Origin of the sequence: Kluyvera genomosp. 1 (genome assembly GCF_001266615.1) — a bacterium.
GTDB lineage: Bacteria > Pseudomonadota > Gammaproteobacteria > Enterobacterales > Enterobacteriaceae > Kluyvera > Kluyvera cryocrescens_A.
The window spans coordinates 1-23,973 of record NZ_LGHZ01000020.1; the positions used below are offsets into that span (position 1 = coordinate 1).

Sequence of the window (23,973 nt, forward strand, 5' to 3'; positions counted from 1 at the left end):
GAGTAGGGAACTGCCAGACATCAATTAGAACAAAAGGCCCAATCGAAAGATTGGGCCTTTTGTTTATTAGATAATAAAAAGGCCCATCCTAACGGATGGGCCTTTTTACATTTATAGTTCGCATGTCTGTCGTTATTCTTACGTCCATTACATCTTAGTGACTGATTAGCATAAATTTATCGAGCTTCATGCCCTAAGGATATATCCGGCATTGCTAGAAAAATTCCATCTTATATTTTAGATCGTCAGTTGGTCGCCCTGTGCGATAAAACGAACGATGAAGACCTTTTGCTATAGGGCTATTTATGTAGTGAGTTTTACAAGGTGGGAGATAGTATTCGGTAACTCTTTATGATGGCCTACTATTATAATTTTTTTTAAATGATGGTGTGAGATATAAAATTGAAAATCATTATTCCGCGCTTATGCTATTTAGATTAATACCAATAAGCGCGGAAGACAGACTGCTGATCTGACTACTTAGTCAGAGCGACAATACCTAACGTCAAACCTGCCAGTGCAGCTGCACCACCCGCGATGGCTCCTGCGGTTTCCCAGTTATCCTGAGTCGTACCTTTCATGCAGGTATTGGTATGAACCAGCCGCCCTTGATCATCGTAAACGGGTACGCATGGTGAGTCATGTGCGCAGCCAGCCAGCAATGTTGCCAGCAGGGTCACCAGAATAAATTTTTTCATGATATAGCCTCTAAAGAGCCCGTTTCAATGCGACAGAAAGATGGCGCATTACGGAATGGCTTATTTTATCACCTTCACTATATTGGCTTGATAGGGGAAATAATCTCAATTTATGTGCTACGTAAATATCATGGAGAACAACCGTTAGAATGGGTGGGATCGTGAAGAAAAAATGCAGGAGAAAATCATAAATACAGGCAACAAGCAGGATAATACGGTGCGGCTCTAGCTAACATATTGAGTGCTAAAGACTTATGAATGAACAATATGCGACACATAAAAAAGGCGCCATGGGCGCCTTTATGGATATGGAACAGTAATTATTCGCTGTGTTTACCGAATCGACGCCGGACAACAACGAAGAATACAGGCACAAAGAAGATGGCTAGCAGTGTAGCCGTTAACATTCCCCCCATAACGCCAGTCCCTACGGCATTTTGTGCACCACTACCCGCTCCATGGCTGATAACCAGTGGCATTACACCGAGGATAAAGGCCAGAGAGGTCATCAGAATTGGGCGTAAACGCATACGTGATGCTTCTAGCGTCGCCTCAATGATCCCTTTACCTTCTTTATCCATCAGGTCCTTGGCAAACTCGACGATCAAAATGGCGTTTTTTGCTGCAAGGCCGATCGTGGTAAGTAATCCTACCTGGAAGTAAACGTCATTATTCATGCCACGCAGCGAGGCGGCCAACAACGCACCGACGACGCCTAATGGGACAACGAGCATGACAGAGAAAGGAATGGACCAGCTTTCGTAAAGTGCAGCCAGGCACAGAAAAACAACGATCAATGAGATCGCGTAGAGTGCAGGTGCCTGATTACCGGATAACCGTTCCTGGTAAGACATTCCCGTCCAGTCAAAACCAATCCCAGCAGGTAGCTTAGTCGCTAGTTGTTCCATTAAGGCCATCGCTTCGCCTGTACTTTTACCCGGTGCGGCTTCTCCCAGAATCTCCATAGATGGTAGACCGTTGAAACGTTCAAGGCGTGGGGAACCGTAGACCCACCTTGAAGTGACAAAAGCGGAGAATGGAACCATTTTACCGTTGGCACTGCGTACATACATATTATTGACGTCGGTAGGTAGCATACGGAATTTGGCATCCGCCTGTAGATAGACCTTCTTCACTCGACCGTGGTCTATAAAGTCATTAACGTAATATCCACCCAATGCCGCGGAGATGGTTTCGTTGATGTCTGACAAGGAAACGCCTAGCGCCTGCGCCTTTTCCTGGTCAACATCAAGCTTGAACTGTGCTGTGTCTTCAAGCCCGTTTGGACGAACGCGGACGAGCTGGTCAGGATGTTGCTGTACCATGCCCAACAGCTGATTACGCGCCTGGGTCAGTGACGTGTGGCCAAGGTTACCTTGATCAATTAACTCAAAATCGAAACCTGTGGCGGTCCCCAGTTCAATGATTGCGGGCATATTAAAAGGGAACACCATGGCATCTTTAATATGACTAAAGGCTATAGTGGCGCGTTTGATGATGGATTCTGCACCATTCTCTTCCCCGCTTCGATCATCCCAGGGTTTCAGGCTGACAAAGGCCATACCTGAGTTCTGTCCTTGGCCACCAAAGCTAAAGCCGTTAACGGTGAAGACGCTCGCAACGTTCGTCTTTTCATTATTCAGGTAATAATCCGTGACTGTATCCAGCACTTTTTGCGTACGCTCTTGAGTGGCTCCGGCGGGGAGCTGAACCATGGTCAGGAATACGCCCTGATCTTCCTCCGGTAGGAATGAGGTCGGTAAGCGAATGAAGAGCACAGCCATGCCGACCACAATCAACAAATACACGATCAGATAGCGTCCCGTCCCACGGAGAATACCGCTTACGCTATTAGTGTAGTGGTTTACGCTGCTATCGAATTTCGCATTGAACCAGCCGAAGAAGCCTTTCTTTTCAGCATGTTCACTGACGGCGGGTTTTAGCAGAGTAGCGCATAGCGCAGGCGTCAGGATTAAGGCGACCAGGACAGACAGCGCCATCGCTGAGACGATGGTGATAGAAAATTGGCGGTAGATAGCACCGGTTGAGCCACCAAAGAAAGCCATTGGCACGAAGACCGCTGAGAGCACCATCGCGATACCGACGAGCGCTCCCTGAATCTGCGACATGGATTTATCCGTCGCTTCAACAGGCGATAGCTTTTCTTCAACCATCACGCGCTCGACGTTTTCGACCACCACGATAGCGTCATCAACCAGTAAACCAATCGCAAGCACCATGCCAAACATGGTTAATGTGTTAATTGAGTAGCCAAAGATTGCCAACACCGCAAAGGTTCCCAGTAACACGACAGGCACTGCAATCGTTGGGATAAGCGTCGCACGGATGTTCTGCAGGAATAAATACATCACAAGGAAGACAAGGATGATGGCTTCAAATAACGTTTTGACGACTTCGTGAATGGATAAGGTAACAAACGGCGTGGTGTCATAAGGGTACACAACCTTCATGCCCTGTGGGAAAAAGGGCTGTAGTTCTGCGAGTTTCGCTTTAATCGCGTTTGCAGTATCCAGCGCATTGGCACCTGTCGCTAGCTTGATCCCTAATCCTGAAGCGGGTTTACCATTAATGCGGGCAATGACGTTGTAGTTTTCGCCGCCGAGTTCAATACGGGCCACATCACTGAGATGTACAACCGAGCCATCTGCGTTAACGCGTAGAGTGACTTTACCGAATTCTTCCGGATCTTTCAGACGCGTTTGGGCAATAATCGATGCGTTGAGCTGCTGCCCTTTCACCGCAGGCGTTCCCCCCAACTGACCGGCTGCAATCTGGTCGTTCTGTACCTTCAACTGATTGATAACGTCCACCGGCGTCATATTGTATTTATTCAGCAGGTTGTTATCGAGCCAGATACGCATTGCGTATTGGGCCCCGAATAATTGCACATCACCAACGCCGTTCAATCGGCTGATAGGATCTTTGACGTTGGATGCGATGTAGTCGGAGATATCGTCTTGTACTGTATTCGGATTATCAGAGATAAAACCGGCGACCATCAGGAAACTACTACTCGATTTCTCGACGCTGATCCCCTGTTGCTGCACTTCCTGCGGTAGCAGTGGTGTGGCCAACTGCAGCTTATTTTGAACCTGAACCTGAGCGATGTCGGGATCGGTACCTGACTTAAAGGTCAGCGTAATGGTCACGGAACCTGCAGAGTCGCTGGTTGATGACATATACATCAGATTATCGATACCGTTCATGTTCTGTTCGATAACCTGAGTTACGGTATCCTGCACGGTCTGTGCATCGGCACCGGGATAATTGGCAGAAACGGCGACAGCGGGTGGGGCAATCGTAGGGTACTGAGCGATAGGCAACTGCAAAATAGCTAAGCCGCCGGCAATCATCATAATGATGGCCAACACCCAGGCGAAAACCGGTCGATGGATAAAAAACTTAGACATAAAAGCGGTACCTTATTGCGCGACTGGAGCTGGCGTATCTTCTTCGGCCTTTACAGTGACGCCGGGACGTATTTTCTGCAGACCGCTGATAATGACCTTCTCGCCAGCTTTCAAACCGCTGGTAATCAACCACTGGTCGCCAATGGCTTGTGTCGCCACTACGCTACGCGTTTCGACCTGATTTTTGTCGTTAACCACTAGAACCGTTGCATCACCTCTCGGTGTGCGGGTCAGACCCTGTTGAGGAACCAGCATCGCACTGGGGTTTACACCCTCATCAATACGAGCGCGTACAAACATGCCTGGTAGCAGGACGTGCTGTGGGTTGGGGAAAATGGCGCGCAGAGTAATAGACCCTGTACTTTCATCAACGGTGACGTCAGAGAACTGTAGCGAGCCTTTTAAGGCATACGGCTGGTCATTTTCCATGAGCAACTGAACGCTTTTTGCGTCGTTACCTTGTTGTAAGCTTTCCTGCTTCAGGCGCATAAAATCGCTGCTGGATTGCGTGACATCGACGTAAATAGGATCAAGCTGCTGTACGGTGGCCATCGCATCGGACTGGCCATTGGTGACCAGGGCGCCTTCCGTCACGCTGGATTTCCCAATACGCCCGGAAATAGGCGAGGTCACTTTCGTATAGGCCAAATTTATGCGAGCGCTCTCAACGGCAGCCTTGGCTGCCATGACGTCAGCATCGGCCTGGTGAGCGGTGGCAACAGCCTGGTCATAATCCTGCTGGCTGATGTATTTCGTACCCAGCAATGGAACGTAGCGTTTTACCGTCAGATGAGCGATTGAGGCGGCTGCCTGCGCTTTTGATTCATCGCTTTTTGCGCTGCTATAGGCTGCCTGGTAGGTTGCTGGATCAATTTGATACAGCGATTGACCCGCCAGTACATCGGCACCCTCGGTGAAGTTGCGTTTCAGGATGATGCCACTTACCTGCGGGCGAACTTCTGCGACGCGAAATGCGGTTGTGCGGCCTGGCAGCTCCGTGGTGATGGACAATGGCGCGTTGCTGACGACATGCACAGTAACCTGGGGAATGGGTGCATGCATTTGCTGATCACCTGAATTATCGCAACCGCTCAGGAGTAGGGTTGTGATCATTAAGCTTGATAGAAGTGTAACCCTGGCGTAACTCGGCATTGCGGTTCCTTATAGATTGATAACCTGTTTAGGCTAATAATCTGTGAAAGAAATAATGAATAAAAAGCAGTTCGCTATCCTACAAATAAACATCGGTGGATGTAAGGCTTAGTTATTTTTAGCCGCTCACTAAAGGCACGAAAACACAAAATAGCTGTATCTGGTTATTTAATTTTTCAGTGTGGTGTTACTTGGTATTCATTGTCATAATATATTTCCATGAAATTATTCACCTCATGTATTTGATCGTTTTATTACGGTATAAAACTTTTTGCTAAATACTACGCTTGATTTGAGTGATAGTTTTAATTAACGAAACATTTAAATCGCTGAATTTATCGGTGAGCAAAACCTTTTATGGCAAGAAAAACAAAAGAAGAAGCGCTCAGGACCCGGCAGATGCTACTGAATGCGGCAGTTGAACAGTTTGCTTTACATGGTGTTAGTAGCACTACGCTAACCGACATTGCTGATGCTGCGGGTGTAACGCGTGGCGCGGTTTATTGGCATTTCGCGAGCAAAAGCGAGTTGTTTAATGCCATGTGGCAGGAGCAACAACCGTTACGTGAATTATTACATCACCAGGTGAAGCCATTGGAAGGTGAGAATCCATTAGAAAATTTAAGAAACAAATTTATTGTTGGTTTGCAATACATTGCTGAAAACCCCAGGCAGCGCGCATTGATGCAAATTCTATATCACAAATGTGAATTCAGCAGCGAAATGATTTCAGAGGCAGAAATCCGGCGAAAGATAGGATTTAATTATGAATATATGCGAGATAATCTACAGCTGTGTATCCGTAACGGTGTATTGCCTGTTGATAGCAATATCGAAATTATCTTGATTATATTGCACAGCGCATTTAGCGGAATTATCAAAAACTGGTTGATGGATCCGCAGCAGTTCGATCTCTACCAGCAGGCTCCTCTGCTGGTGGATAACGTCATGGCCACTTTCTGCCCATCCCTTCGCTGTTCAACCTAGCTCGTATGTGATCAGCGTCACCGAGCCTGAAATTAATTCATTTAGCCGTACTCGTGCTGTCCTCCGTATTCGCTATCTGTCATCTTGTTCCCTACTGATCCTGCTTATAATGAGGTTTTTATGCATGATGTTTTCCATCAGGTAGGGGATTTTCAGGTTACGGCACTGAGTGACGGTAATATGGCGGCTAGCCTGGATCTACTCTCAGGAATTGAAATTACGGACGCCGGTGAGATACAGCGCCGAGCTGGAATTGACGAACCCGGAAATCTCCACATCTATGGTTACCTGGTTCGTGGGCGCGGTCACACCGTTCTGATTGATTCCGGGACCGGTGGGGTGAACAACATCGGCGGGCAGCTGAAGTCTAACCTTCTGGCGGCAGGAGTGATGCCTGATGATGTGGATACTATTTTACTGACGCATGCCCATCCTGATCACATTGGTGGGCTGTTGGACGACAATGATGAGGCAGTTTATCCGCATGCCCAACTTTATCTGCATCCACATGAATTAGCCTATTGGCAAGACGATGAACGCTTTACGCAGGCCAACGAGCGAGCGCAGCGTAACTTTGCTCAAGCGCGTAAAACGCTGGCTGTGTATGGCTCTCGCGTTCATCTCCTTGATGACAAGCCTATCGTTAACGGTATTTCTGCTATCCCGTTGCCGGGTCATACGCCAGGGCATACAGGCTATCGAATAGACGCCGATGATATGAGCTTGCTTATCTGGGGAGACATCGTTCATTTCCCCTATATCCAGACGGCGCATCCGGAAGTGACGGTGGCTTTTGATATTAACCCTGCATTGGCACAGGCGTCGCGTAAAGAGATCATGGCACTGGTGGCAGAAGAAAGGCTGCTGGTGGCGGGTATGCACTTTGGTGGGACGGGATTTGCTCAGCTGATCCCGGTAGAAAGCGGTTATCGGCTGGTCTATTCTGAAGCGTAAAACGAGCAATAAAAAAGGCGCGTCCCCATGCCGAGTAGCGCCTTCTTAAACAGCAACTTAACTGATTAGTATCAGTTCATGCCGTATTTTTTCAGTTTTTTACGCAGAGTACCGCGGTTGATGCCCATCATCAGGGCAGCGCGGGTCTGGTTACCACGGGTGTATTGCATCACCATGTCCAACAGGGGCTGTTCTACTTCAGCCAGTACCAGCTCATACAGATCATTAACATCCTGACCATTCAGTTGAGCAAAATAGTTCTTCAGTGCCTGTTTAACCGAGTCACGCAGGGGCTTTTGAGTTACCTGGTCCTGAGAGTTAACGGTAGAAACGGTCAGTACGTCAGAATTTACGCGTTGTTCGAACATAGTTCTGTCAGCTCTTTATTTCTAATTACGCAAAATTTTCGAAGTATGCCTCCAACGCCGCCAGCTGTTCGCCGGCATCTTCAATGGCGTTGAATGTGCGCCGAAACTGGTCATTTGGAGCGTGTTCCTGGAGATACCAGGATACGTGTTTCCGCGCAATTCGGTACCCTTTTGCCTGACCATAAAAGTCGTGCAGTTCCCGAATATGCGTACAAAGCAAGCGCTTCACCTCTGCCAGAGGCAGTGGTGGGAGCAACTCCCCAGTGTCCAGATAATGCTGGATTTCCCGAAAGATCCAGGGTCTTCCCTGAGCCGCACGGCCTATCATAAGGGCATCAGCCCCCGTATAGTCGAGTACAGCCCTGGCTTTAAGCGGGTCAGTAATGTCACCATTCGCGATAATCGGAATGGAAACGTTCTGCTTAACTACCCGAATGCTGTCGTACTCAGCGTCTCCGTTAAACAAGCAGGCGCGGGTGCGTCCGTGAATAGTCAGAGCTTGAATGCCACAGTCTTCAGCCAGTTTGGCAATTTCTACACAGTTACGGTGTTCTGGAGCCCAGCCAGTGCGAATCTTGAGTGTGACAGGAACGTCCACCGCCTTAACAACCGCGTTCAGGATAGCCTTCACCTGATCAGGGTATTGCAGTAGGGCTGAGCCTGCGAGCTTGCGATTCACCTTTTTTGCCGGACAGCCCATATTGATATCAATAATCTGGGCACCGCTTTCCACGTTAATGCGGGCGGCTCCGGCCATCTCTTCAGGATCGCTACCGGCAATTTGCACGGTACGAATACCTGGTTCATCAATGTGCACCATTCGTAGACGAGATTTGTCGCTCTCCCAGACCTGCGGGTTGGAGGACATCATCTCGGATACTGTCAAACCTGCTCCCATCTCGTAGCACAGCGTCCTGAATGGTCTGTCAGTGATGCCAGCCATAGGTGCTGCGATCAGGCGATTTCTGAGCTGATAGTGTCCGATGCGCATGAGTTAAGAAATGACCATACTGTGACTGCAAGGCGGCGTATATTACGCATTTTTTGCACGAGATGAAAGGCCAAACTTTGAGCAATCCGATGTTGTAGATCAATGAATCTCAGCGCTGGGAATGGATTGTTAATAAATATCTATATTAATCATCGGATTAAATGAAACTGGATGATTTGTGCTCATTAATAAAATCGTAAAACTTCTCTCGATTTCTTACGTAATGGGGATGATGTAGACGATAAAGAGATGATTTTATGAACGAAAAAGGAACAATAAATGAGATCTGCTTCTCATTTATGGGGCTGATGGTGGATATAACAGGGGAAAATGCGGCCCGAAGGCCGCATTGAAAAACGATTATTTTTTGCACCCGGTAATGCGGCACCACTCTTCTTTCTCCACCACCGGGTCGAGGTTAAAGAGGTCGGCGTAAGCTTCACAAACGCTTTCCGCCTGGCTTGCCAGAATACCAGAAAGGCCCAACAGACCGCCTGTAACCGGCAGCACGCTGATTAATGGGGCGAGCTCGCGTAATGGGCCGGCCAGGATGTTAGCGACCACCACATCGGCTTTCATGGCCTCTGGCTGGTCCTGCGGCAGATAGAGTTCCAGACGTTCAGAAACACCGTTACGCTGCGCATTATCACGGCTGGCCTGAATGGCCTGCGGATCGATATCGATCCCGATAGCTTTGGCCGCACCCAGTTTCAGGGCAGCGATCGCAAGGATCCCGGATCCACAGCCGAAATCGATAACCGTTTTACCCTCTAAATCCAACCCGTCCAGCCACTGTAAGCACAGGGAGGTTGTCGGATGGGTACCGGTACCAAACGCCAGGCCCGGATCGAGCATCACGTTGACCGCATTGACGTCTGGCACATCGCGCCAGCTTGGACAAATCCATAGACGTTCGCCGAAACGCATTGGGTGGAAGTTATCCATCCATTCACGTTCCCAATCTTTATCTTCCAGCTGTTCGATTTTGTGGACAAAGCCCGCCCCCAACAGAGGATGCTGCTCAAGAATGGCAACCACCTCTTTCATGTCGGTTTCTGCATCGAACAGGCCGATAACGTCGGTATCACCCCACAGGCGAGTTTCGCCCGGCAGCGGCTCAAATACCGGTGTGTCATGCGTATCCTGGAAGGTGATGGAGACCGAACCGGCTTCCATCAGCGCATCGCTAAGGTCTTCGGCATTTGCACCGGTTGTGTTCAGTTTTAATTGGATCCACGGCATGGCAAAACTCTTTATTTATCAGTAGAAATTACGGCACTTTGCGGCACGGGTTGACCGAAACGGTTACCCACCACAAACGCCAGCAAGCTTAGCAGTAACGAAGGCACAATCGGATGGAAGCCCAGGTACTGAATTTTAAACGTAGCCAGTACGGCATACAGTACGCCACCGACGATCATTGCACTCAGCGCACCGGCCGCGTTGGCTCGCTCCCAGTAGAGACCTAAGACCAATGGCCACAGGAACACGGCTTCCAGCCCACCGAAGGCCAGCAGGTTTAGCCAGATAATCATTTCTGGCGGACGCCAGGCGGCCAGCATCATCAAAATACCCAGCACCAGCGTCGTCCTGGTGGAGATGCGCTTCAGGCGGTGCTCATTGTGTATTTTAGTCGGACGCGCGCTGAGCCACAGATCTTTCACGATGGTTGCGGATGCCTGCAGCAAGTGGGCATTAACGTTCGACATGATAGCGGCCATCGGTGCGGCAAGGAACAGGCCGGCAGCCCACGGCGGTAATACCTGTACCATCAGCGTCGGGATGACCAGATCCGGTACGGTCAGATGCGGTAGCACCGCGCGGCCAAGCGCGCCCGCCAGGTGCATTCCCAGCATCAGTAGTGCCACCACGATCGTGCCGATGATAATACCGCGATGCACCGCCTTACTGTCTTTATACGAAATGCAGCGTACGGCAGTGTGCGGCAGGCCGATAACCCCGAAGCAGACCAGTACCCAGAATGAGGTCATAAAGGTCGGTGTCAGAATATCGTCAGCGCCCTGCGGTGACACCAGCTTCGGATCGATCTGCTCCAGCGTTTCGACCGCGTTATGCAACCCACCCGCCGCGTGAACCACGCCAACCAGCAGTACGATGGTGCCAATCAACATCACCATGCCCTGCATCGTGTCGTTGAGTACGCTGGCACGGAAACCGCCAAACGCAGTGTACAGTGCGATGGTGATGCCGAAAATCAGCAAGCCATTTTCGTATTTAATGCCCGCAGCGGTTTCCAGCAGGCGCGCACCACCGATGAACTGAACCGCAATTGCGCCGACAAAAGCCACCAACAGGCTGATACTGGCAATCCAAACCACCGCGCGGTTCTGGTAGCGGGCCTGTAGCATGTCGTTCAGAGTAATCGCGTTGTAGCGACGAGCTAAAATAGCGAATTTCTTACCCAGTACACCCAGCGACAGCCAGATGGTCGGCACTTGAATCATCGCCAGCAGTACCCAGCCAAGACCATATTTATAGGCGGCACCAGGTCCGCCAATGAACGAACTGGCGCTGATATAGGTGGTGGTCAGCGTCATGGCGAGCACTAAGCCCCCCATAGAGCGGCTGCCAAGGAAATACTCGCTGAGGAATGACCCGGTGCTGCGCTTACGCATGGCGTACAGCGACAGGCCGAACACCACCATCAGATACAGAACCAGTACGATGATAATTTCAGTTTGCATCGTTATCCTCCAGCGGGATATCACGGAAGATAAAACGCACCATCGCCCAGCACAGCAGTATAAAAATCAGCGGCATCAGCAGGCAGGCCATTTCAAACCAGTGCGGCAGGCCGGTAAAGCCCTGCATCGAATCTGGTAGGTAAGCACTCGCTAACCATGCAGCAAGATAGAGAAGGGTTAGCCACAGCGCCCATCGCGCCTCTTTATGGGCCTGAACAAAACGCTTGTCCATTTTTTGTCCCTTGTGGATGAAGAAAGCGGGGATTGTACCGCAAGGAAAAGATGAGGGGAGATAAAAAGAAAAAAGGCCGGAAATTCCGGCCTTTTGCTGCGATAACAGGATTATTTTTCCTGTAATCCGAGTTTTTTCTCCAGATAGTGGATGTTGGTTCCACCATGCTGGAAGTGCTCGTCGCTCATAATACGCATCTGCAGATCAACGTTGGTTTTGATGCCATCGATGATCAGTTCTTGCAGCGCATTCTTCATGCGAGAAATTGCCACGTCACGGGTCTCACCGTAGCAGATGAGTTTGCCGATCATTGAGTCATAGTACGGTGGTACAGTGTAGCCAGCGTAGATATGAGATTCCCAACGAACGCCAAAGCCGCCAGGCGCGTGGAAACGGGTGATTTTACCCGGGCTTGGCAGGAAGGTGTTCGGGTCTTCGGCGTTGATACGGCATTCTACCGCATGGCCGCGAACCTGAACTTCTTCTTGTTTGATGGACAGCGGCTGACCAGCAGCGATACGCAGCTGCTCTTTAATAAGGTCAACGCCGGTGATCATCTCGGTAACCGGGTGCTCTACCTGGATACGGGTGTTCATTTCAATGAAGTAGAACTCGCCGTTTTCGAACAGGAACTCGAAAGTACCCGCGCCGCGGTAGCCGATATCCACGCAGGCTTTAGAGCAACGCTCGCCGATGTAGCGACGCAGTTCTGGGGTGATACCCGGTGCTGGTGCTTCTTCGACCACTTTCTGGTGACGGCGCTGCATGGAGCAGTCACGTTCTGCCAGATAGATAGCGTTACCCTGGCCATCAGCCAGTACCTGGATCTCGACGTGGCGAGGATTTTCCAGGTATTTCTCCATGTAGACCATGTCGTTGTTGAAAGCCGCTTTGGCTTCCGCTTTAGTCATGGCAATGGATTGAGCCAGGTCAGTGTCGCTGCGGACAACGCGCATACCACGACCACCGCCGCCGCCAGAAGCTTTGATGATGACCGGATAGCCGATGCGTTTCGCATGAGCGCGGTTAGCGTCCATGTCATCGCCCAGCGGGCCGTCGGAGCCTGGAACGGTAGGTACACCCGCTTTCTTCATCGCGGTGATGGCGGACACTTTGTCACCCATCAGACGGATGGTGTCAGCTTTCGGGCCGATGAAGATAAAGCCGGAACGTTCAACCTGTTCGGCAAAGTTGGCATTCTCAGAGAGGAAGCCATAGCCTGGGTGAATCGCAACAGCGCCGGTGATCTCAGCTGCGCTGATAATAGCCGGGATGTTCAGGTAGCTTTTTACGGAAGGAGCCGGGCCAATACAAACCGTCTCATCCGCCAGTAATACGTGTTTTAAATCGCGATCCGCAGTGGAGTGCACAGCAACGGTCTTGATGCCCAGTTCTTTACAGGCACGAAGAATACGCAGTGCGATCTCGCCGCGGTTAGCGATGACAATTTTATCCAGCATCTTCGCCTCGTTACTCGATGACGACCAGAGGCTCGTCAAATTCAACCGGTTGACCGCTTTCTACCAGGATTGCTTTCACAGTCCCAGCTTTGTCAGCTTCGATCTGGTTCATCATTTTCATCGCTTCAACGATGCACAGGGTGTCGCCCACGTTAACTTTCTGACCAACTTCCACGAATGCTTTAGCATCCGGGCCTGGAGTGCGATAGAAAGTACCAACCATCGGGGAACGTACGATGTGACCACTGATTTCAGCTTTAGCCGGAGCTTCAGCAGCTGCCGGTGCAGCGGCTGCTGCAACTGGTGCCTGCGGTTGCATAACAGGCGCTGCGTAGGCCTGCTGCATCACTGGATAGCCGGTGCCAGGTGCTGAACGACTGATGCGTACAGACTCTTCGCCTTCAGAAATTTCCAGTTCGTTGATGCCAGACTCTTCGACCAGCTCGATCAGTTTTTTAATCTTACGAATATCCATGAGTGGGTTCCGTACTCTTTGTTTAGTGTGATTGTGACAGGCGTTTTACTGCCGTCTGTAAAGCGTATGAATAGCCGTCAGCCCCAAGTCCGCAGATAACGCCGGAGGCGATATCGGACAGATATGAGTGGTGGCGGAATGGTTCGCGCGCATGCACGTTGCTCAGGTGAATCTCGATAAACGGAATACTCACCGCCAGCAGCGCATCGCGAATGGCAACGCTCGTGTGCGTGAACGCGGCCGGATTAATCAGGATATAGTCAATGTTGTCTTTAGCCTGATGAATACGGTCGATGATGACGTACTCGGCGTTAGATTGCAGACTGTCTAGCGTGACGTTCAGCGTTTCAGCTTCCGCGTTTAAGCGGCTAACGATCTGGGAAAGCGTCAGCGTGCCGTACTTCTCTGGCTCACGGGTGCCTAACATATTCAGGTTCGGGCCGTTCAAAAGCAAAATGCGAAACTTGTCAGTCATTGTGCTGCTATCTCCTGCAATTCTCGGGTAAAAAACAAAATATACCTTCGATGCGCGATTGTCACCTTTTCAGAGGCCTAAAACCACTGTCAGGTAAACCAAGGTCGCACATTATAACTATTTCGTAGCATTTGGCAGCTAAATACTGGTCTTATCAGGGAAGATTATCAACCGCTATCGTGTAAAGAACACCGAACGATAAAAGAAATGCGGGAAAACGCACACATCGTGGCGCTATCGCCACCATTGGCGAAACTTCTTGTATCGGCACGCTAATAGTACGATTGCGCACACGGCATAAATCACCGGTTGGGGTGAAATTATCTTCACCGACCAGAGAAAATGTATCGGTGCGAGGATCGCGGCAAGATAGACGAAGTTATGTAAAAATTGCCAGCGTCGCCCCAATTTACGTTGCATCGCCTGCGTGGATGTCACCGCCAGCGCCAGTAAAATTAACCAGCAAGCGAATCCCAGTAGTAGGTAAGGGCGGGTCACAATTTCTTGTCCCAGCAGCGAAAGATTCTGAATACCTAATTCCAGTAAACTGTAGCTGGTGAGGTGAATTGACGCCCACGCAAAGCACCAAAGCCCCAGCATGCGGCGGGTGCGAATTAACAACGGTTGTTTAGCGTAGCGCGCCAGGGGGGAAATCAACAAGGTTGCCAGCAGCAATTTCAGAGCCATCCTACCGGTAAAGTGTTGAATATCTTTCACCGGATCGGCACTGAGCTGTCCTTGTGACACCGCCCAAAACAGCCAGACAAAGGGCAGAAAGGCTGCCAGATGCAGGAAAACTTTCAGCCAGGTAACCTGTTTTAACGTCAAGCGCATTAAAAATTCTCCCGCAGATCCATGCCGCGATACAGCGAGGCAACTTCGTCAGCGTAGCCGTTAAACAGCAGCGTCGGCTGACGCTTGACGTCCAGAATCCCACCCGAGCCGATAAAGCGCTCCGTTGCTTGCGACCAGCGCGGATGGTCGACGTGTGGATTCACGTTGGCGTAAAAACCATATTCGTTCGGCGCAGCAAGATTCCAGGTGGAATCCGGACGGTCACGGGTGAGCATAATGCTGACGATCGACTTAATGCCCTTAAAGCCATACTTCCACGGTACGGTCAGGCGAATCGGCGCACCATTTTGCGGTGGTAGCGCTTTGCCATATACGCCAACGGTCAGCAAAGTGAGCGGGTTCATGGCTTCGTCAAGTCGCAATCCTTCTATATAAGGATAAGCAAGCCCACCGCCGATAAATCTGTCTTTCTGCCCCGGCATGTGTTCCGGGGAGTAAAGCGTTTTAAATGCCACGTATTTGGCGTTGCTGGTGGGCTCGACGGCGGCAAGCAATTTGTGCAGTGGGAAACCAATCCACGGTACCACCATGGACCAGGCTTCCACGCAGCGCATACGGTAAATTCGCTCCTCCAATGGAAAGCGTTTGGTCAGGTCGTCATGATCGAGCGTCAGTGGCTTCGCGACTTCGCCACCGATGGTCAGTTTCCACGGGTTGGTGGGTAAGCTACCTGCGTTGGCGGCAGGATCGGCTTTATCAAGGCCAAACTCATAAAAGTTGTTGTAGCCGGTGACTTTATTTTCCGGCGTGAGCGCGAGTTTACTCTGCCACTGGGCGGGTTTATCGAACGTCAGCGCAGGGCCGGAAGGGGCAGGAGGCCGATCGTTGCCTTTAAACCAGTCAGTGAGGCTGGAGGCATGCAGCGGAAGGGAGGCGGCCGCGGTACCGATGCCCAGCATCTTCAAAACCTGGCGGCGTTTTAGCATAAATACGGACTCGGCGGTGACGTCCGATTCGGTTAATTTTTTAGGGCTCATTGGGCTCTCCGTCATGCTTTTTGTTAAGCATGACGGAGGCCATCTGTTATTGCGAATTTATCACGAAAAATTGCAGATTAGCCGATTTTGACCAGCGTACGGCCCTGAATCTGGTTGTTAATAATCTTATCGGCAAACTCCGGCGCCTGCGCTAAAGTAATCTCCGTCGCGCTCTGTTCAAAGAACGACCCCGGTAAATCACGCACCAAACGTTTCCAGGCTTGTGCGCGACGTTCCGCTGGCGTCATCACTGAGTCCACGCCCTGCAGGCGGACATTACGCAGAATAAACGGCATTACGGTGGTTGGCAGCGCGAAGCCCCCGGCCAAACCACACGCCGCGACGCAGCCGCCGTAGTTCATCTGCGCCAGTACTTTTGCCAGCACTTTGTCGCCCACGGTATCAACAGCACCAGCCCAGATCTGTTTTTCCAGCGGACGGGTTTCGGCAAACTCTGCGCGATCAAGAATGCGGTTTGCGCCCAGTGCCCGCAGATATTCATGGGTGCTTTCTCGTCCGGAAACGGCCACCACCTGATAGCCAAGCTTATGCAGCAGGGCGATAGCGGTACTGCCTACGCCGCCGCTGGCACCGGTAACCACAATTTCACCGTCATCAGGGCGAATACCGGCCTCTTCCAGCGCCATCACGCACAGCATGGCGGTAAAACCTGCGGTGCCGATGATCATCGCTTTACGAGCATCCAGACCTGCAGGTTGGGGGACCAGCCAGTCACCGTTAACGCGAGCGCGATTAGACAGCCCACCCCAATGGTTTTCACCCACGCCCCAGCCGGTTAGCAGCACCTGCTGGCCGGGTGTAAAACGCGCGTCTTCACTGGCGTGAACCGTCCCGGCAAAATCAATCCCCGGTACCATCGGGAAGTTACGGATAATCTTCCCTTTGCCAGTTATCGCCAGCGCGTCTTTGTAGTTCAGGCTGGACCACTGGACATCAACGGTTACATTCCCCTGCGGCAGCAGACTGTCGTCAACGGCCTTTACTGCGGCAACGGTTTTGCCATCCTGCTGTTCTAAGATGAGAGCCTGCATAACCCTTCCTTACATGGACTGTATAGTGAAAAAATTTACCCAGGACTATACTCGTTTATCATCATTCGATGGCGATTTGGCGCAATAAATTGCCAGATCCGCCAGGTTTGGTAGTATGCCGACCTGGTACGATATGTTAGTGCTTACTTCTGGTAAGACACGGACGCTGGGTCCCGATATTCTGTCGGGTACGATTAATCTACGGAGTTAACTCAGGGATGCGATTAACGACGAAGTTTTCCGCTTTTTTCACGCTCTTAACCGGGCTGACCATCTTTGTGACGTTAATCGGCTCCTCACTGAGTTTCTATAACGGCATACAGTATAAGATAGCCAATCGTGTTCAGGCCGTGGCTACCGTGCTGGATAACCGCCTGGTCAACACCTCGTTTGATAAGCTCGATAACCAACTTGATGAAATCATGGTGCCGCTGGATATCGTGCGGATCGACTTTACGCTCAACGGCAAATCGCTGTTCCATCACACCCGTAGCAGCAGCTACCTGCCGGTTGGCAGCCATTACCAATATCGTGAAATGGCGGTGCCCTCGCTCAAACACCCGGGAATGATGATTCATCTGGTCTATCAGGACCCGATGGCGAACTACTTCCGCTCGCTGATGACGACGGCGCCGCTGACCGTCACGATAGCCTTTATGGTGCTGGTGGTGTTTATCGCCGTGCGCTGGCTGCGTCGTCAGTTGGCGGGGGAAGAGCTGCTGGAGCTGCGCGCGATTCGTATCCTTAATGGCGATCGCGGCGCAAAGGCGAAAGGCAATATTCATGAATGGCCGACGCGTACCAGTAGCGCGCTGGATACTTTACTTTCCGAGATTCAATTTGCCGGTGAACAGCGAAGCCGCCTTGATACGCTTATTCGCTCTTATGCCGCCCAGGATTCTAAAACCGGCCTCAGCAACCGCCTGTTCTTTGATAACCAGCTGGCGACGCTGCTGGATGATCAGGAGAACGTCGGGTCACACGGTATCGTGATGATGATTCGCCTGCCTGACTTTGATTTCCTGCGCGACAACTGGGGGCGAGCAGCGGCAGAGGAGCATGTTTTTACGCTGATTAACCTGCTTTCTACTTTTATTATGCGTTACCCAGGGGCGCTGTTGGCGCGCTATCGTCGCAGCGATTTCACGGTTTTGTTACCGCATCGCACCTTAAAAGAGGCGGACAGTATTGCCGGGCAATTGCTGAAAGCGATTGATGGGCTACCGCTGGCGAAAATTCTCGATCGCGATGACATGATGCATATCGGCATCTGCGCCTGGCGCAGTGGGCAGACCACCGAACAGGTGATGGAGCATGCCGAGGCTGCAGTGCGTAATGCCGTGCTGCAAGGAAGCAATAGCTGGGCTATCTATGATGATTCACTGCCCGAGAAAGGGCGTGGAAATGTCCGTTGGCGTACTTTAATTGAACAAATGCTCAGCCGTGGTGGCCCGCGGATTTACCAAAAACCGGCGGTAACTTTGGATGGCAAAGTCCATCACCGGGAGCTGATGTGTCGTATTTTCGATGGTAAAGAAGAGGTGATCGCCGCCGAATATCTGCCGATGGTTCTGGAATTTGGTCTGGGTGAAACCTACGACCGTCAGCAAATTGGCCGTCTGATTCCATTCCTCGGTTTTTGGCCGGAGGAAAACCTGGCGATCCAGGTCACAGTAGAATCGTTGATTCGACCGCGTTTTCAGCGCTGGCTGCGCGATACGTTAATGCAATGCGAGAAATCGCAGCGCCGACGCATTATTTTTGAACTTGCAGAGGTAGATGTCTGTCAACATATCACGCGTTTACAGCCGATCGTGCGTTTAATTCATGCTCTGGGCGTTCGAGTGGCGGTAACACAGGCGGGGTTAGCTCTGGTCAGTACCAGCTGGATTAAGCAGTTGGAGATTGAACTGATTAAGATCGATCCCGTTCTGGTGCGGAATATTGAAAAGCGGAGTCAAAACCAGCTGCTGGTGCAAAGTTTAGTGGAGGCCTGTAAGGGGACATCGATACAGGTTTTCGCCGCCGGAGTCCGCAGCCGGAGTGAGTGGCAGGTACTGACCGAATGCGGAGTTTTCGGCGGTCAGGGCGATTTTTTTGCCGCCTCACAGCCACTTGACTCAAATGTGAAAAAATATTCGCAAAGATATTCGGTTTGACCTGCTGTTTAACGTGTTTATCACGTAGAATGACGCGCGCGGTTTTTTCTGGGAGTGTGCATGTCCGCTTGCCAGATAAAATAACGCATCACGCATGTGACGACCTTTGACAGGTACAAATCCAGGAAGGAGCTGCAGTGAGTCTCCCTGCACTGAAGGAGTCAGGTTGGATTTGTAACAAAGGTAACGAACTGCACTAATTTTCACCGTTGCAGATGATTTTTGCGCCTTGTCGCTGCCACGTGTGGTTGGTAAAGTAAGCGGATTTTATTTTTCCGCCCCAGCTTTCAGGATTATCCCTTAGTATGTTGAAAAAATTTCGTGGCATGTTTTCCAATGACCTGTCCATTGACCTGGGTACCGCGAATACCCTGATTTACGTGAAAGGACAAGGCATCGTATTGAATGAGCCTTCCGTGGTTGCCATTCGTCAGGACCGTGCTGGTTCTCCGAAAAGCGTTGCTGCCGTTGGTCATGATGCAAAACAGATGCTGGGCCGTACGCCGGGCAACATTGCGGCTATCCGCCCGATGAAAGACGGCGTTATCGCTGACTTCTTCGTGACCGAAAAAATGCTCCAGCACTTTATCAAACAGGTTCACAGCAACAGCTTCATGCGTCCGAGCCCACGCGTGCTGGTTTGTGTGCCGGTTGGCGCAACTCAGGTTGAACGTCGTGCGATCCGCGAGTCCGCTCAGGGCGCAGGTGCGCGTGAAGTCTTCCTGATTGAAGAGCCGATGGCTGCTGCAATCGGTGCGGGTCTGCCAGTTTCTGAAGCAACCGGTTCTATGGTTGTGGATATCGGTGGTGGTACCACAGAAGTTGCCGTTATCTCCCTGAACGGCGTGGTTTACTCCTCTTCCGTGCGTATCGGCGGCGACCGTTTCGACGAAGCTATCATTAATTATGTGCGTCGTAACTACGGCTCCCTGATTGGTGAAGCGACCGCAGAACGTATCAAACACGAAATCGGCTCTGCCTATCCGGGCGATGAAGTGCGTGAAATCGAAGTACGCGGCCGTAACCTGGCTGAAGGTGTTCCGCGTGGCTTCACGCTGAACTCCAACGAAATTCTTGAAGCCCTGCAGGAACCGCTGACCGGTATCGTGAGCGCGGTGATGGTAGCGCTGGAACAGTGTCCGCCAGAACTGGCGTCCGACATTTCCGAGCGCGGCATGGTGCTGACCGGTGGTGGTGCGCTGCTGCGTAACCTCGACCGTCTGCTGATGGAAGAAACCGGTATTCCAGTCGTCGTTGCTGAAGATCCGCTGACCTGCGTAGCGCGTGGCGGCGGCAAGGCGCTGGAAATGATCGACATGCACGGCGGCGATTTGTTTAGCGAAGAGTAGTCAGCATGAAGTTCGGGGTAGCCAGCAGGCTACCCTCAATTTCACTGACACGAGAATACGCATAGCCTATGAAGCCCATTTTTAGCCGTGGCCCGTCGCTGCAGATTCGCCTTATTCTGGCGGTGCTGGTGGCGCTGGGTGTCATTATCGCCGACAGCCGCCTTGGTATGTTCAGTCAAATCCGAACGTACATGGATACTGCCGTCAGTCCTTTCTACTTTGTTTCCAATGGTCCTCGTGAACTGCTGGACAGCGTTTCGCAAACGCTGGCTTCTCGCGATCAGCTAGAACTTGAAAACCGCGCATTACGCCAGGAACTGTTGTTAAAAAACAGCGACCTGCTGATGCTGGGTCAGTACAAGCAAGAAAATGCCCGTTTACGTGAACTGTTAGGTTCACCGCTGCGCCAGGACGAACAGAAAATGGTGACGCAGGTGATCTCAACGGTTAACGATCCGTACAGCGATCAGGTGGTTATCGACAAAGGCAGCGTTAACGGTGTCTACGAAGGCCAACCGATTATCAGCGACAAAGGCGTTGTCGGTCAGGTTGTGGCGGTTGCCAAACTGACCAGCCGCGTGCTGCTGATTTGCGATGCGACGCATGCATTGCCGATTCAGGTATTACGTAACGATATCCGCGTGATTGCGGCCGGTAACGGCTGCACCGACGATCTGCAGCTTGAACATTTGCCGGCCAATACCGATATTCGTGTCGGTGATGTGCTGGTGACGTCAGGTCTGGGTGGTCGTTTCCCGGAAGGCTATCCGGTGGGCGTGGTCTCTTCTGTGAAGCTGGATACGCAGCGCGCGTACACTGTGATTCAGGCGCGTCCAACGGCGGGTCTGCAGCGTCTGCGCTATCTTCTGCTGTTGTGGGGAGCTGACCGTAACGGGAGCAACCCAATGACGCCGGAAGAAGTGCACCGTGTTGCTAACGAACGCCTGATGCAGATGATGCCTCAGGTTCTGCCATCGCCTGAAACGATGGGGCCACAGTTGCCTGCTCCTGCGACCGGTCTGACTACCACGCCGCCAGCGGTGACGCCGCCACAACCCTCAACAAGGGGGCAATAGTGGCAAGTTACCGCAGCCAGGGACGCTGGGTCATCTGGCTCTCGTTCCTTATCGCACTGCTGCTCCAGGTTATGCCATGGCCGGAAGATCTGACGGTTTTCCGGCCAAACTGGGTTCTGCTCATTCTGCTTTATTGGGCGCTGGCACTGCCGCACCGGGTGAATGTTGGCACGGGCTTCGTGATGGGTGCCATACTGGATTTAATCAGTGGTTCAACGCTTGGCGTGCGTGCGATGTCATTAAGCATCGTGGCTTATCTGGTCGCGCTTAAATATCAGCTGTTCCGCAACCTTGCGCTCTGGCAACAGGCGCTGGTGGTCATGTTGCTCTCGCTTGCCACGGATATTATTGTTTTCTGGGCAGAGTTTTTAGTGATCAACGTCTCTTTCCGACCTGAAGTGTTCTGGAGTAGTGTAGTAAACGGCGTGCTCTGGCCGTGGATCTTTCTTCTGATGCGTAAAGTTCGCCAGCAATTTGCCGTTCAATAAGGTCGTTATGGTATCTCTCTATCTTGCTTCAGGTTCCCCACGTCGCCAGGAACTTCTCACACAGTTGGGTATTTCGTTTGAGAAAGTGGTTCCCGGTATTGAAGAACTGCGCCGCCCGCAGGAGTCGGCTCAGCAGTACGTCGGGCGTCTGGCGCGCGAGAAAGCTGAGGCAGGCGTGGCATTAACTGCCCACGATCTCCCGGTGCTTGGGGCAGATACCATTGTCATTCTCAACGGCGAAGTGCTGGAGAAGCCGCGCGATGCTGCGCATGCAGCAGCCATGCTGCGGAAGCTCTCAGGAAATACCCATCAGGTGATGACCGCCGTGGCGCTGGCTGATAGCCAGCATACGCTCGACTGTCTGGTGGTGACTGAGGTGACTTTCCGGACGCTGTCGGATGAAGACATTACACACTATGTCGCGAGCGGAGAACCTTTAGATAAAGCAGGTGCATACGGTATTCAAGGGCTGGGTGGCTGTTTCGTCAGGAAGATCAATGGCAGCTATCACGCCGTAGTCGGCTTACCGCTGGTGGAAACGTATGAGTTGCTGAGTAACTTTAACTCGCTACGTGAAAAAAGGGATAAACATGACGGCTGAACTATTAGTAAACGTGACGCCATCGGAGACGCGGGTGGCGTATATCGATGGCGGCATTTTGCAGGAAATTCATATTGAGCGTGAAGCGCGACGCGGAATAGTAGGCAATATCTACAAAGGTCGCGTCAGTCGAGTTTTGCCGGGAATGCAGGCGGCTTTTGTAGATATTGGCCTCGATAAAGCGGCATTCCTTCATGCCTCCGATATCATGCCGCACACTGAATGTGTCGCCGGCGAAGAACAAAAACAGTTTACCGTCCGCGATATCTCCGAACTGGTTCGCCAGGGGCAAGACCTGATGGTGCAGGTGGTAAAAGATCCTCTGGGCACCAAAGGCGCACGCCTGACCACCGATATCACCTTACCGTCCCGTTACCTGGTCTTTATGCCGGGAGCCTCTCACGTCGGTGTTTCACAGCGCATTGAAAGTGAAGTCGAGCGCGATCGCTTAAAGAAGGTGGTAGCTGATTACTGTGATGAACAGGGCGGTTTTATCATTCGTACCGCTGCCGAAGGGGTGTGTGAAGAGGATTTAGCCTCCGATGCCGCCTACTTAAAACGCGTCTGGACCAAGGTGATGGAGCGTAAAAAACGTAACCAGACCCGTTACCAGATGTACGGCGAACTGGCGCTGGCACAGCGTGTACTGCGCGATTTTGCCGACGCTCAGCTGGATAAAATCCGCGTCGATTCCCGTCTGACCTATGAAGCGCTGATGGAATTCACGGCGGAATACATGCCGGAGATGACCAGTAAACTTGAACACTACAGTGGTCGCCAGCCTATTTTCGATCTCTTCGATGTTGAGAATGAAATCCAGCGGGCGCTGGAGCGTAAAGTTGAACTCAAGTCAGGTGGCTATCTGGTCATCGACCAAACCGAAGCGATGACCACCGTTGATATCAACACCGGGGCTTTTGTTGGTCACCGTAATCTCGACGACACCATTTTCAATACTAATATTGAAGCGACTCAGGCGATTGCGCGTCAGCTGCGTCTGCGTAACCTCGGCGGCATTATCATCATCGATTTTATCGATATGAATAATGAAGATCATCGCCGTCGGGTGCTGCACTCGTTGGAACAAGCGTTGAGTAAAGATCGCGTGAAGACCAGCGTGAATGGTTTCTCCGCGCTGGGGCTGGTGGAAATGACCCGTAAGCGCACCCGTGAGAGCGTTGAGCACGTGCTTTGCAATGAGTGTCCGACCTGTCACGGCCGTGGTACGGTGAAGACCGTCGAGACGGTTTGCTATGAAATCATGCGTGAGATCGTCCGGGTACATCACGCTTATGATTCTGACCGCTTCCTGGTCTACGCGTCACCTTCCGTGGTTGAAACGCTGAAGGGGGAAGAGTCCCACGCGCTGGCGGAAGTGGAAATTTTTGTTGGTAAGCAGGTTAAAGTCCAGATTGAACCGCTCTATAACCCGGAGCAGTTCGACGTGGTCATGATGTAATTACGCAGCCTGCTGCGACCCAAGGAGAG

Annotated in this window: 22 protein-coding genes; 8 read left to right on the top strand and 14 right to left on the bottom strand. The window is 51.6% G+C overall.

What is annotated here, in order from left to right; translation table 11 throughout:
- Positions 1–476: 476 nt before the first annotated feature.
- From KP80_RS12515 to KP80_RS12525, 3 genes are all read right to left on the bottom strand, one after another.
- Positions 477–698, bottom strand: coding sequence for a lipoprotein (locus KP80_RS12515; protein ID WP_035891258.1), 222 nt, complete (start codon positions 696–698; stop codon positions 477–479).
- A gap of 320 nt (positions 699–1,018) precedes the next feature.
- Positions 1,019–4,129, bottom strand: coding sequence for an efflux RND transporter permease subunit (locus tag KP80_RS12520; protein WP_052283981.1), 3,111 nt, complete (start codon positions 4,127–4,129; stop codon positions 1,019–1,021).
- A 12-nt stretch (positions 4,130–4,141) separates the two neighbouring features.
- Positions 4,142–5,281 carry an efflux RND transporter periplasmic adaptor subunit gene (locus tag KP80_RS12525; RefSeq protein ID WP_052283982.1) on the bottom strand — a complete coding sequence of 380 codons (1,140 nt, stop codon included), beginning with the start codon at positions 5,279–5,281 and terminating at the stop codon, positions 4,142–4,144.
- 357 nt (positions 5,282–5,638) lie between these two features.
- On the opposite strand from KP80_RS12525, the gene envR reads away from it, so the two are divergent.
- Positions 5,639–6,268 (top strand): acrEF/envCD operon transcriptional regulator, encoded by a 630-nt coding sequence (gene envR / locus KP80_RS12530; protein ID WP_052283983.1) that lies wholly within the window; start codon positions 5,639–5,641, stop codon positions 6,266–6,268.
- Positions 6,269–6,388: 120 nt separating this feature from the next.
- Positions 6,389–7,222: an MBL fold metallo-hydrolase gene (locus tag KP80_RS12535; protein WP_052283984.1), complete on the top strand. Its 834-nt coding sequence runs from the start codon at positions 6,389–6,391 to the stop codon at positions 7,220–7,222.
- A gap of 71 nt (positions 7,223–7,293) precedes the next feature.
- Here KP80_RS12535 and fis read toward each other — a convergent pair whose 3' ends face one another.
- From fis to KP80_RS12590, 11 genes are all read right to left on the bottom strand, one after another.
- The gene (gene fis / locus KP80_RS12540; RefSeq protein WP_000462905.1) at positions 7,294–7,590 is read right to left on the bottom strand and encodes a DNA-binding transcriptional regulator Fis; all 297 of its coding nucleotides are present in this window, start codon (positions 7,588–7,590) and stop codon (positions 7,294–7,296) included.
- Between the two features lie 25 nt (positions 7,591–7,615).
- Positions 7,616–8,581 (bottom strand): tRNA dihydrouridine synthase DusB, encoded by a 966-nt coding sequence (dusB, locus tag KP80_RS12545; protein ID WP_052283985.1) that lies wholly within the window; start codon positions 8,579–8,581, stop codon positions 7,616–7,618.
- A 360-nt stretch (positions 8,582–8,941) separates the two neighbouring features.
- Positions 8,942–9,823, bottom strand: a complete 882-nt coding sequence (gene prmA / locus KP80_RS12550) for a 50S ribosomal protein L11 methyltransferase (RefSeq protein ID WP_052283986.1) — start codon at positions 9,821–9,823, stop codon at positions 8,942–8,944.
- Positions 9,824–9,834: 11 nt separating this feature from the next.
- Positions 9,835–11,286, bottom strand: a complete 1,452-nt coding sequence (panF, locus tag KP80_RS12555; protein WP_052283987.1) for a sodium/pantothenate symporter — start codon at positions 11,284–11,286, stop codon at positions 9,835–9,837.
- Entirely contained in the window at positions 11,276–11,518 is a 243-nt protein-coding gene (locus KP80_RS12560; protein WP_052283988.1) for a YhdT family protein, read from the bottom strand. Before KP80_RS12560 ends, panF begins: the two co-directional genes overlap by 11 nt.
- 110 nt (positions 11,519–11,628) lie before the next feature.
- Positions 11,629–12,978: an acetyl-CoA carboxylase biotin carboxylase subunit gene (gene accC, locus KP80_RS12565; RefSeq protein ID WP_052283989.1), complete on the bottom strand. Its 1,350-nt coding sequence runs from the start codon at positions 12,976–12,978 to the stop codon at positions 11,629–11,631.
- Between the two features lie 10 nt (positions 12,979–12,988).
- Positions 12,989–13,453: an acetyl-CoA carboxylase biotin carboxyl carrier protein gene (gene accB / locus KP80_RS12570; protein ID WP_052283990.1), complete on the bottom strand. Its 465-nt coding sequence runs from the start codon at positions 13,451–13,453 to the stop codon at positions 12,989–12,991.
- Positions 13,454–13,475: 22 nt separating this feature from the next.
- On the bottom strand, positions 13,476–13,928 hold the full coding sequence (aroQ, locus tag KP80_RS12575; protein WP_052283991.1) for a type II 3-dehydroquinate dehydratase: 453 nt from the start codon (positions 13,926–13,928) through the stop codon (positions 13,476–13,478).
- A 234-nt stretch (positions 13,929–14,162) separates the two neighbouring features.
- A complete protein-coding gene (gene msrQ, locus KP80_RS12580; RefSeq protein WP_052283992.1) occupies positions 14,163–14,762 on the bottom strand; it encodes a protein-methionine-sulfoxide reductase heme-binding subunit MsrQ in 600 nt (199 codons plus the stop codon).
- Complete coding sequence (msrP, locus tag KP80_RS12585; protein ID WP_052283993.1) at positions 14,762–15,760, bottom strand: protein-methionine-sulfoxide reductase catalytic subunit MsrP; 999 nt, start codon at positions 15,758–15,760, stop codon at positions 14,762–14,764. The genes msrQ and msrP overlap by 1 nt, the downstream gene beginning before the upstream one ends.
- Before the next feature lie 77 nt (positions 15,761–15,837).
- Positions 15,838–16,812 carry an MDR family oxidoreductase gene (locus KP80_RS12590; protein WP_052283994.1) on the bottom strand — a complete coding sequence of 325 codons (975 nt, stop codon included), beginning with the start codon at positions 16,810–16,812 and terminating at the stop codon, positions 15,838–15,840.
- A 218-nt stretch (positions 16,813–17,030) separates the two neighbouring features.
- Here KP80_RS12590 and csrD point away from each other — a divergent pair, with 218 nt between their 5' ends.
- The 6 genes from csrD (at position 17,031) to rng (ending at position 23,944) form a co-directional block, all read left to right on the top strand.
- A complete protein-coding gene (gene csrD / locus KP80_RS12595) occupies positions 17,031–18,971 on the top strand; it encodes an RNase E specificity factor CsrD (RefSeq protein WP_052283995.1) in 1,941 nt (646 codons plus the stop codon).
- Between the two features lie 305 nt (positions 18,972–19,276).
- The gene (gene mreB, locus KP80_RS12600) at positions 19,277–20,320 is read left to right on the top strand and encodes a rod shape-determining protein MreB (protein ID WP_000913396.1); all 1,044 of its coding nucleotides are present in this window, start codon (positions 19,277–19,279) and stop codon (positions 20,318–20,320) included.
- A gap of 68 nt (positions 20,321–20,388) precedes the next feature.
- Positions 20,389–21,396, top strand: coding sequence for a rod shape-determining protein MreC (gene mreC, locus KP80_RS12605; RefSeq protein WP_052283996.1), 1,008 nt, complete (start codon positions 20,389–20,391; stop codon positions 21,394–21,396).
- Positions 21,396–21,884 (top strand): rod shape-determining protein MreD, encoded by a 489-nt coding sequence (gene mreD / locus KP80_RS12610; protein ID WP_052283997.1) that lies wholly within the window; start codon positions 21,396–21,398, stop codon positions 21,882–21,884. Before mreC ends, mreD begins: the two co-directional genes overlap by 1 nt.
- A 7-nt stretch (positions 21,885–21,891) precedes the next feature.
- Positions 21,892–22,485: a Maf family protein gene (locus KP80_RS12615; RefSeq protein WP_052283998.1), complete on the top strand. Its 594-nt coding sequence runs from the start codon at positions 21,892–21,894 to the stop codon at positions 22,483–22,485.
- Entirely contained in the window at positions 22,475–23,944 is a 1,470-nt protein-coding gene (gene rng / locus KP80_RS12620) for a ribonuclease G (RefSeq protein WP_052283999.1), read from the top strand. Before KP80_RS12615 ends, rng begins: the two co-directional genes overlap by 11 nt.
- The last annotated feature ends 29 nt before the right edge of the window (positions 23,945–23,973 follow it).

What these genes read in the sequence shown, in the direction of transcription:
- KP80_RS12515 (WP_035891258.1), bottom strand. Translation starts at nt 698, where the DNA reads ATGAAAAAATTTATTCTGGTGACCCTGCTGGCAACATTGCTGGCTGGC.
- KP80_RS12520 (WP_052283981.1), bottom strand. Translation starts at nt 4,129, where the DNA reads ATGTCTAAGTTTTTTATCCATCGACCGGTTTTCGCCTGGGTGTTGGCC.
- KP80_RS12525 (WP_052283982.1), bottom strand. Translation starts at nt 5,281, where the DNA reads ATGCCGAGTTACGCCAGGGTTACACTTCTATCAAGCTTAATGATCACA.
- envR (WP_052283983.1), top strand. Translation starts at nt 5,639, where the DNA reads ATGGCAAGAAAAACAAAAGAAGAAGCGCTCAGGACCCGGCAGATGCTA.
- KP80_RS12535 (WP_052283984.1), top strand. Translation starts at nt 6,389, where the DNA reads ATGCATGATGTTTTCCATCAGGTAGGGGATTTTCAGGTTACGGCACTG.
- fis (WP_000462905.1), bottom strand. Translation starts at nt 7,590, where the DNA reads ATGTTCGAACAACGCGTAAATTCTGACGTACTGACCGTTTCTACCGTT.
- dusB (WP_052283985.1), bottom strand. Translation starts at nt 8,581, where the DNA reads ATGCGCATCGGACACTATCAGCTCAGAAATCGCCTGATCGCAGCACCT.
- prmA (WP_052283986.1), bottom strand. Translation starts at nt 9,823, where the DNA reads ATGCCGTGGATCCAATTAAAACTGAACACAACCGGTGCAAATGCCGAA.
- panF (WP_052283987.1), bottom strand. Translation starts at nt 11,286, where the DNA reads ATGCAAACTGAAATTATCATCGTACTGGTTCTGTATCTGATGGTGGTG.
- KP80_RS12560 (WP_052283988.1), bottom strand. Translation starts at nt 11,518, where the DNA reads ATGGACAAGCGTTTTGTTCAGGCCCATAAAGAGGCGCGATGGGCGCTG.
- accC (WP_052283989.1), bottom strand. Translation starts at nt 12,978, where the DNA reads ATGCTGGATAAAATTGTCATCGCTAACCGCGGCGAGATCGCACTGCGT.
- accB (WP_052283990.1), bottom strand. Translation starts at nt 13,453, where the DNA reads ATGGATATTCGTAAGATTAAAAAACTGATCGAGCTGGTCGAAGAGTCT.
- aroQ (WP_052283991.1), bottom strand. Translation starts at nt 13,928, where the DNA reads ATGACTGACAAGTTTCGCATTTTGCTTTTGAACGGCCCGAACCTGAAT.
- msrQ (WP_052283992.1), bottom strand. Translation starts at nt 14,762, where the DNA reads ATGCGCTTGACGTTAAAACAGGTTACCTGGCTGAAAGTTTTCCTGCAT.
- msrP (WP_052283993.1), bottom strand. Translation starts at nt 15,760, where the DNA reads ATGAGCCCTAAAAAATTAACCGAATCGGACGTCACCGCCGAGTCCGTA.
- KP80_RS12590 (WP_052283994.1), bottom strand. Translation starts at nt 16,812, where the DNA reads ATGCAGGCTCTCATCTTAGAACAGCAGGATGGCAAAACCGTTGCCGCA.
- csrD (WP_052283995.1), top strand. Translation starts at nt 17,031, where the DNA reads ATGCGATTAACGACGAAGTTTTCCGCTTTTTTCACGCTCTTAACCGGG.
- mreB (WP_000913396.1), top strand. Translation starts at nt 19,277, where the DNA reads ATGTTGAAAAAATTTCGTGGCATGTTTTCCAATGACCTGTCCATTGAC.
- mreC (WP_052283996.1), top strand. Translation starts at nt 20,389, where the DNA reads ATGAAGCCCATTTTTAGCCGTGGCCCGTCGCTGCAGATTCGCCTTATT.
- KP80_RS12615 (WP_052283998.1), top strand. Translation starts at nt 21,892, where the DNA reads ATGGTATCTCTCTATCTTGCTTCAGGTTCCCCACGTCGCCAGGAACTT.
- rng (WP_052283999.1), top strand. Translation starts at nt 22,475, where the DNA reads ATGACGGCTGAACTATTAGTAAACGTGACGCCATCGGAGACGCGGGTG.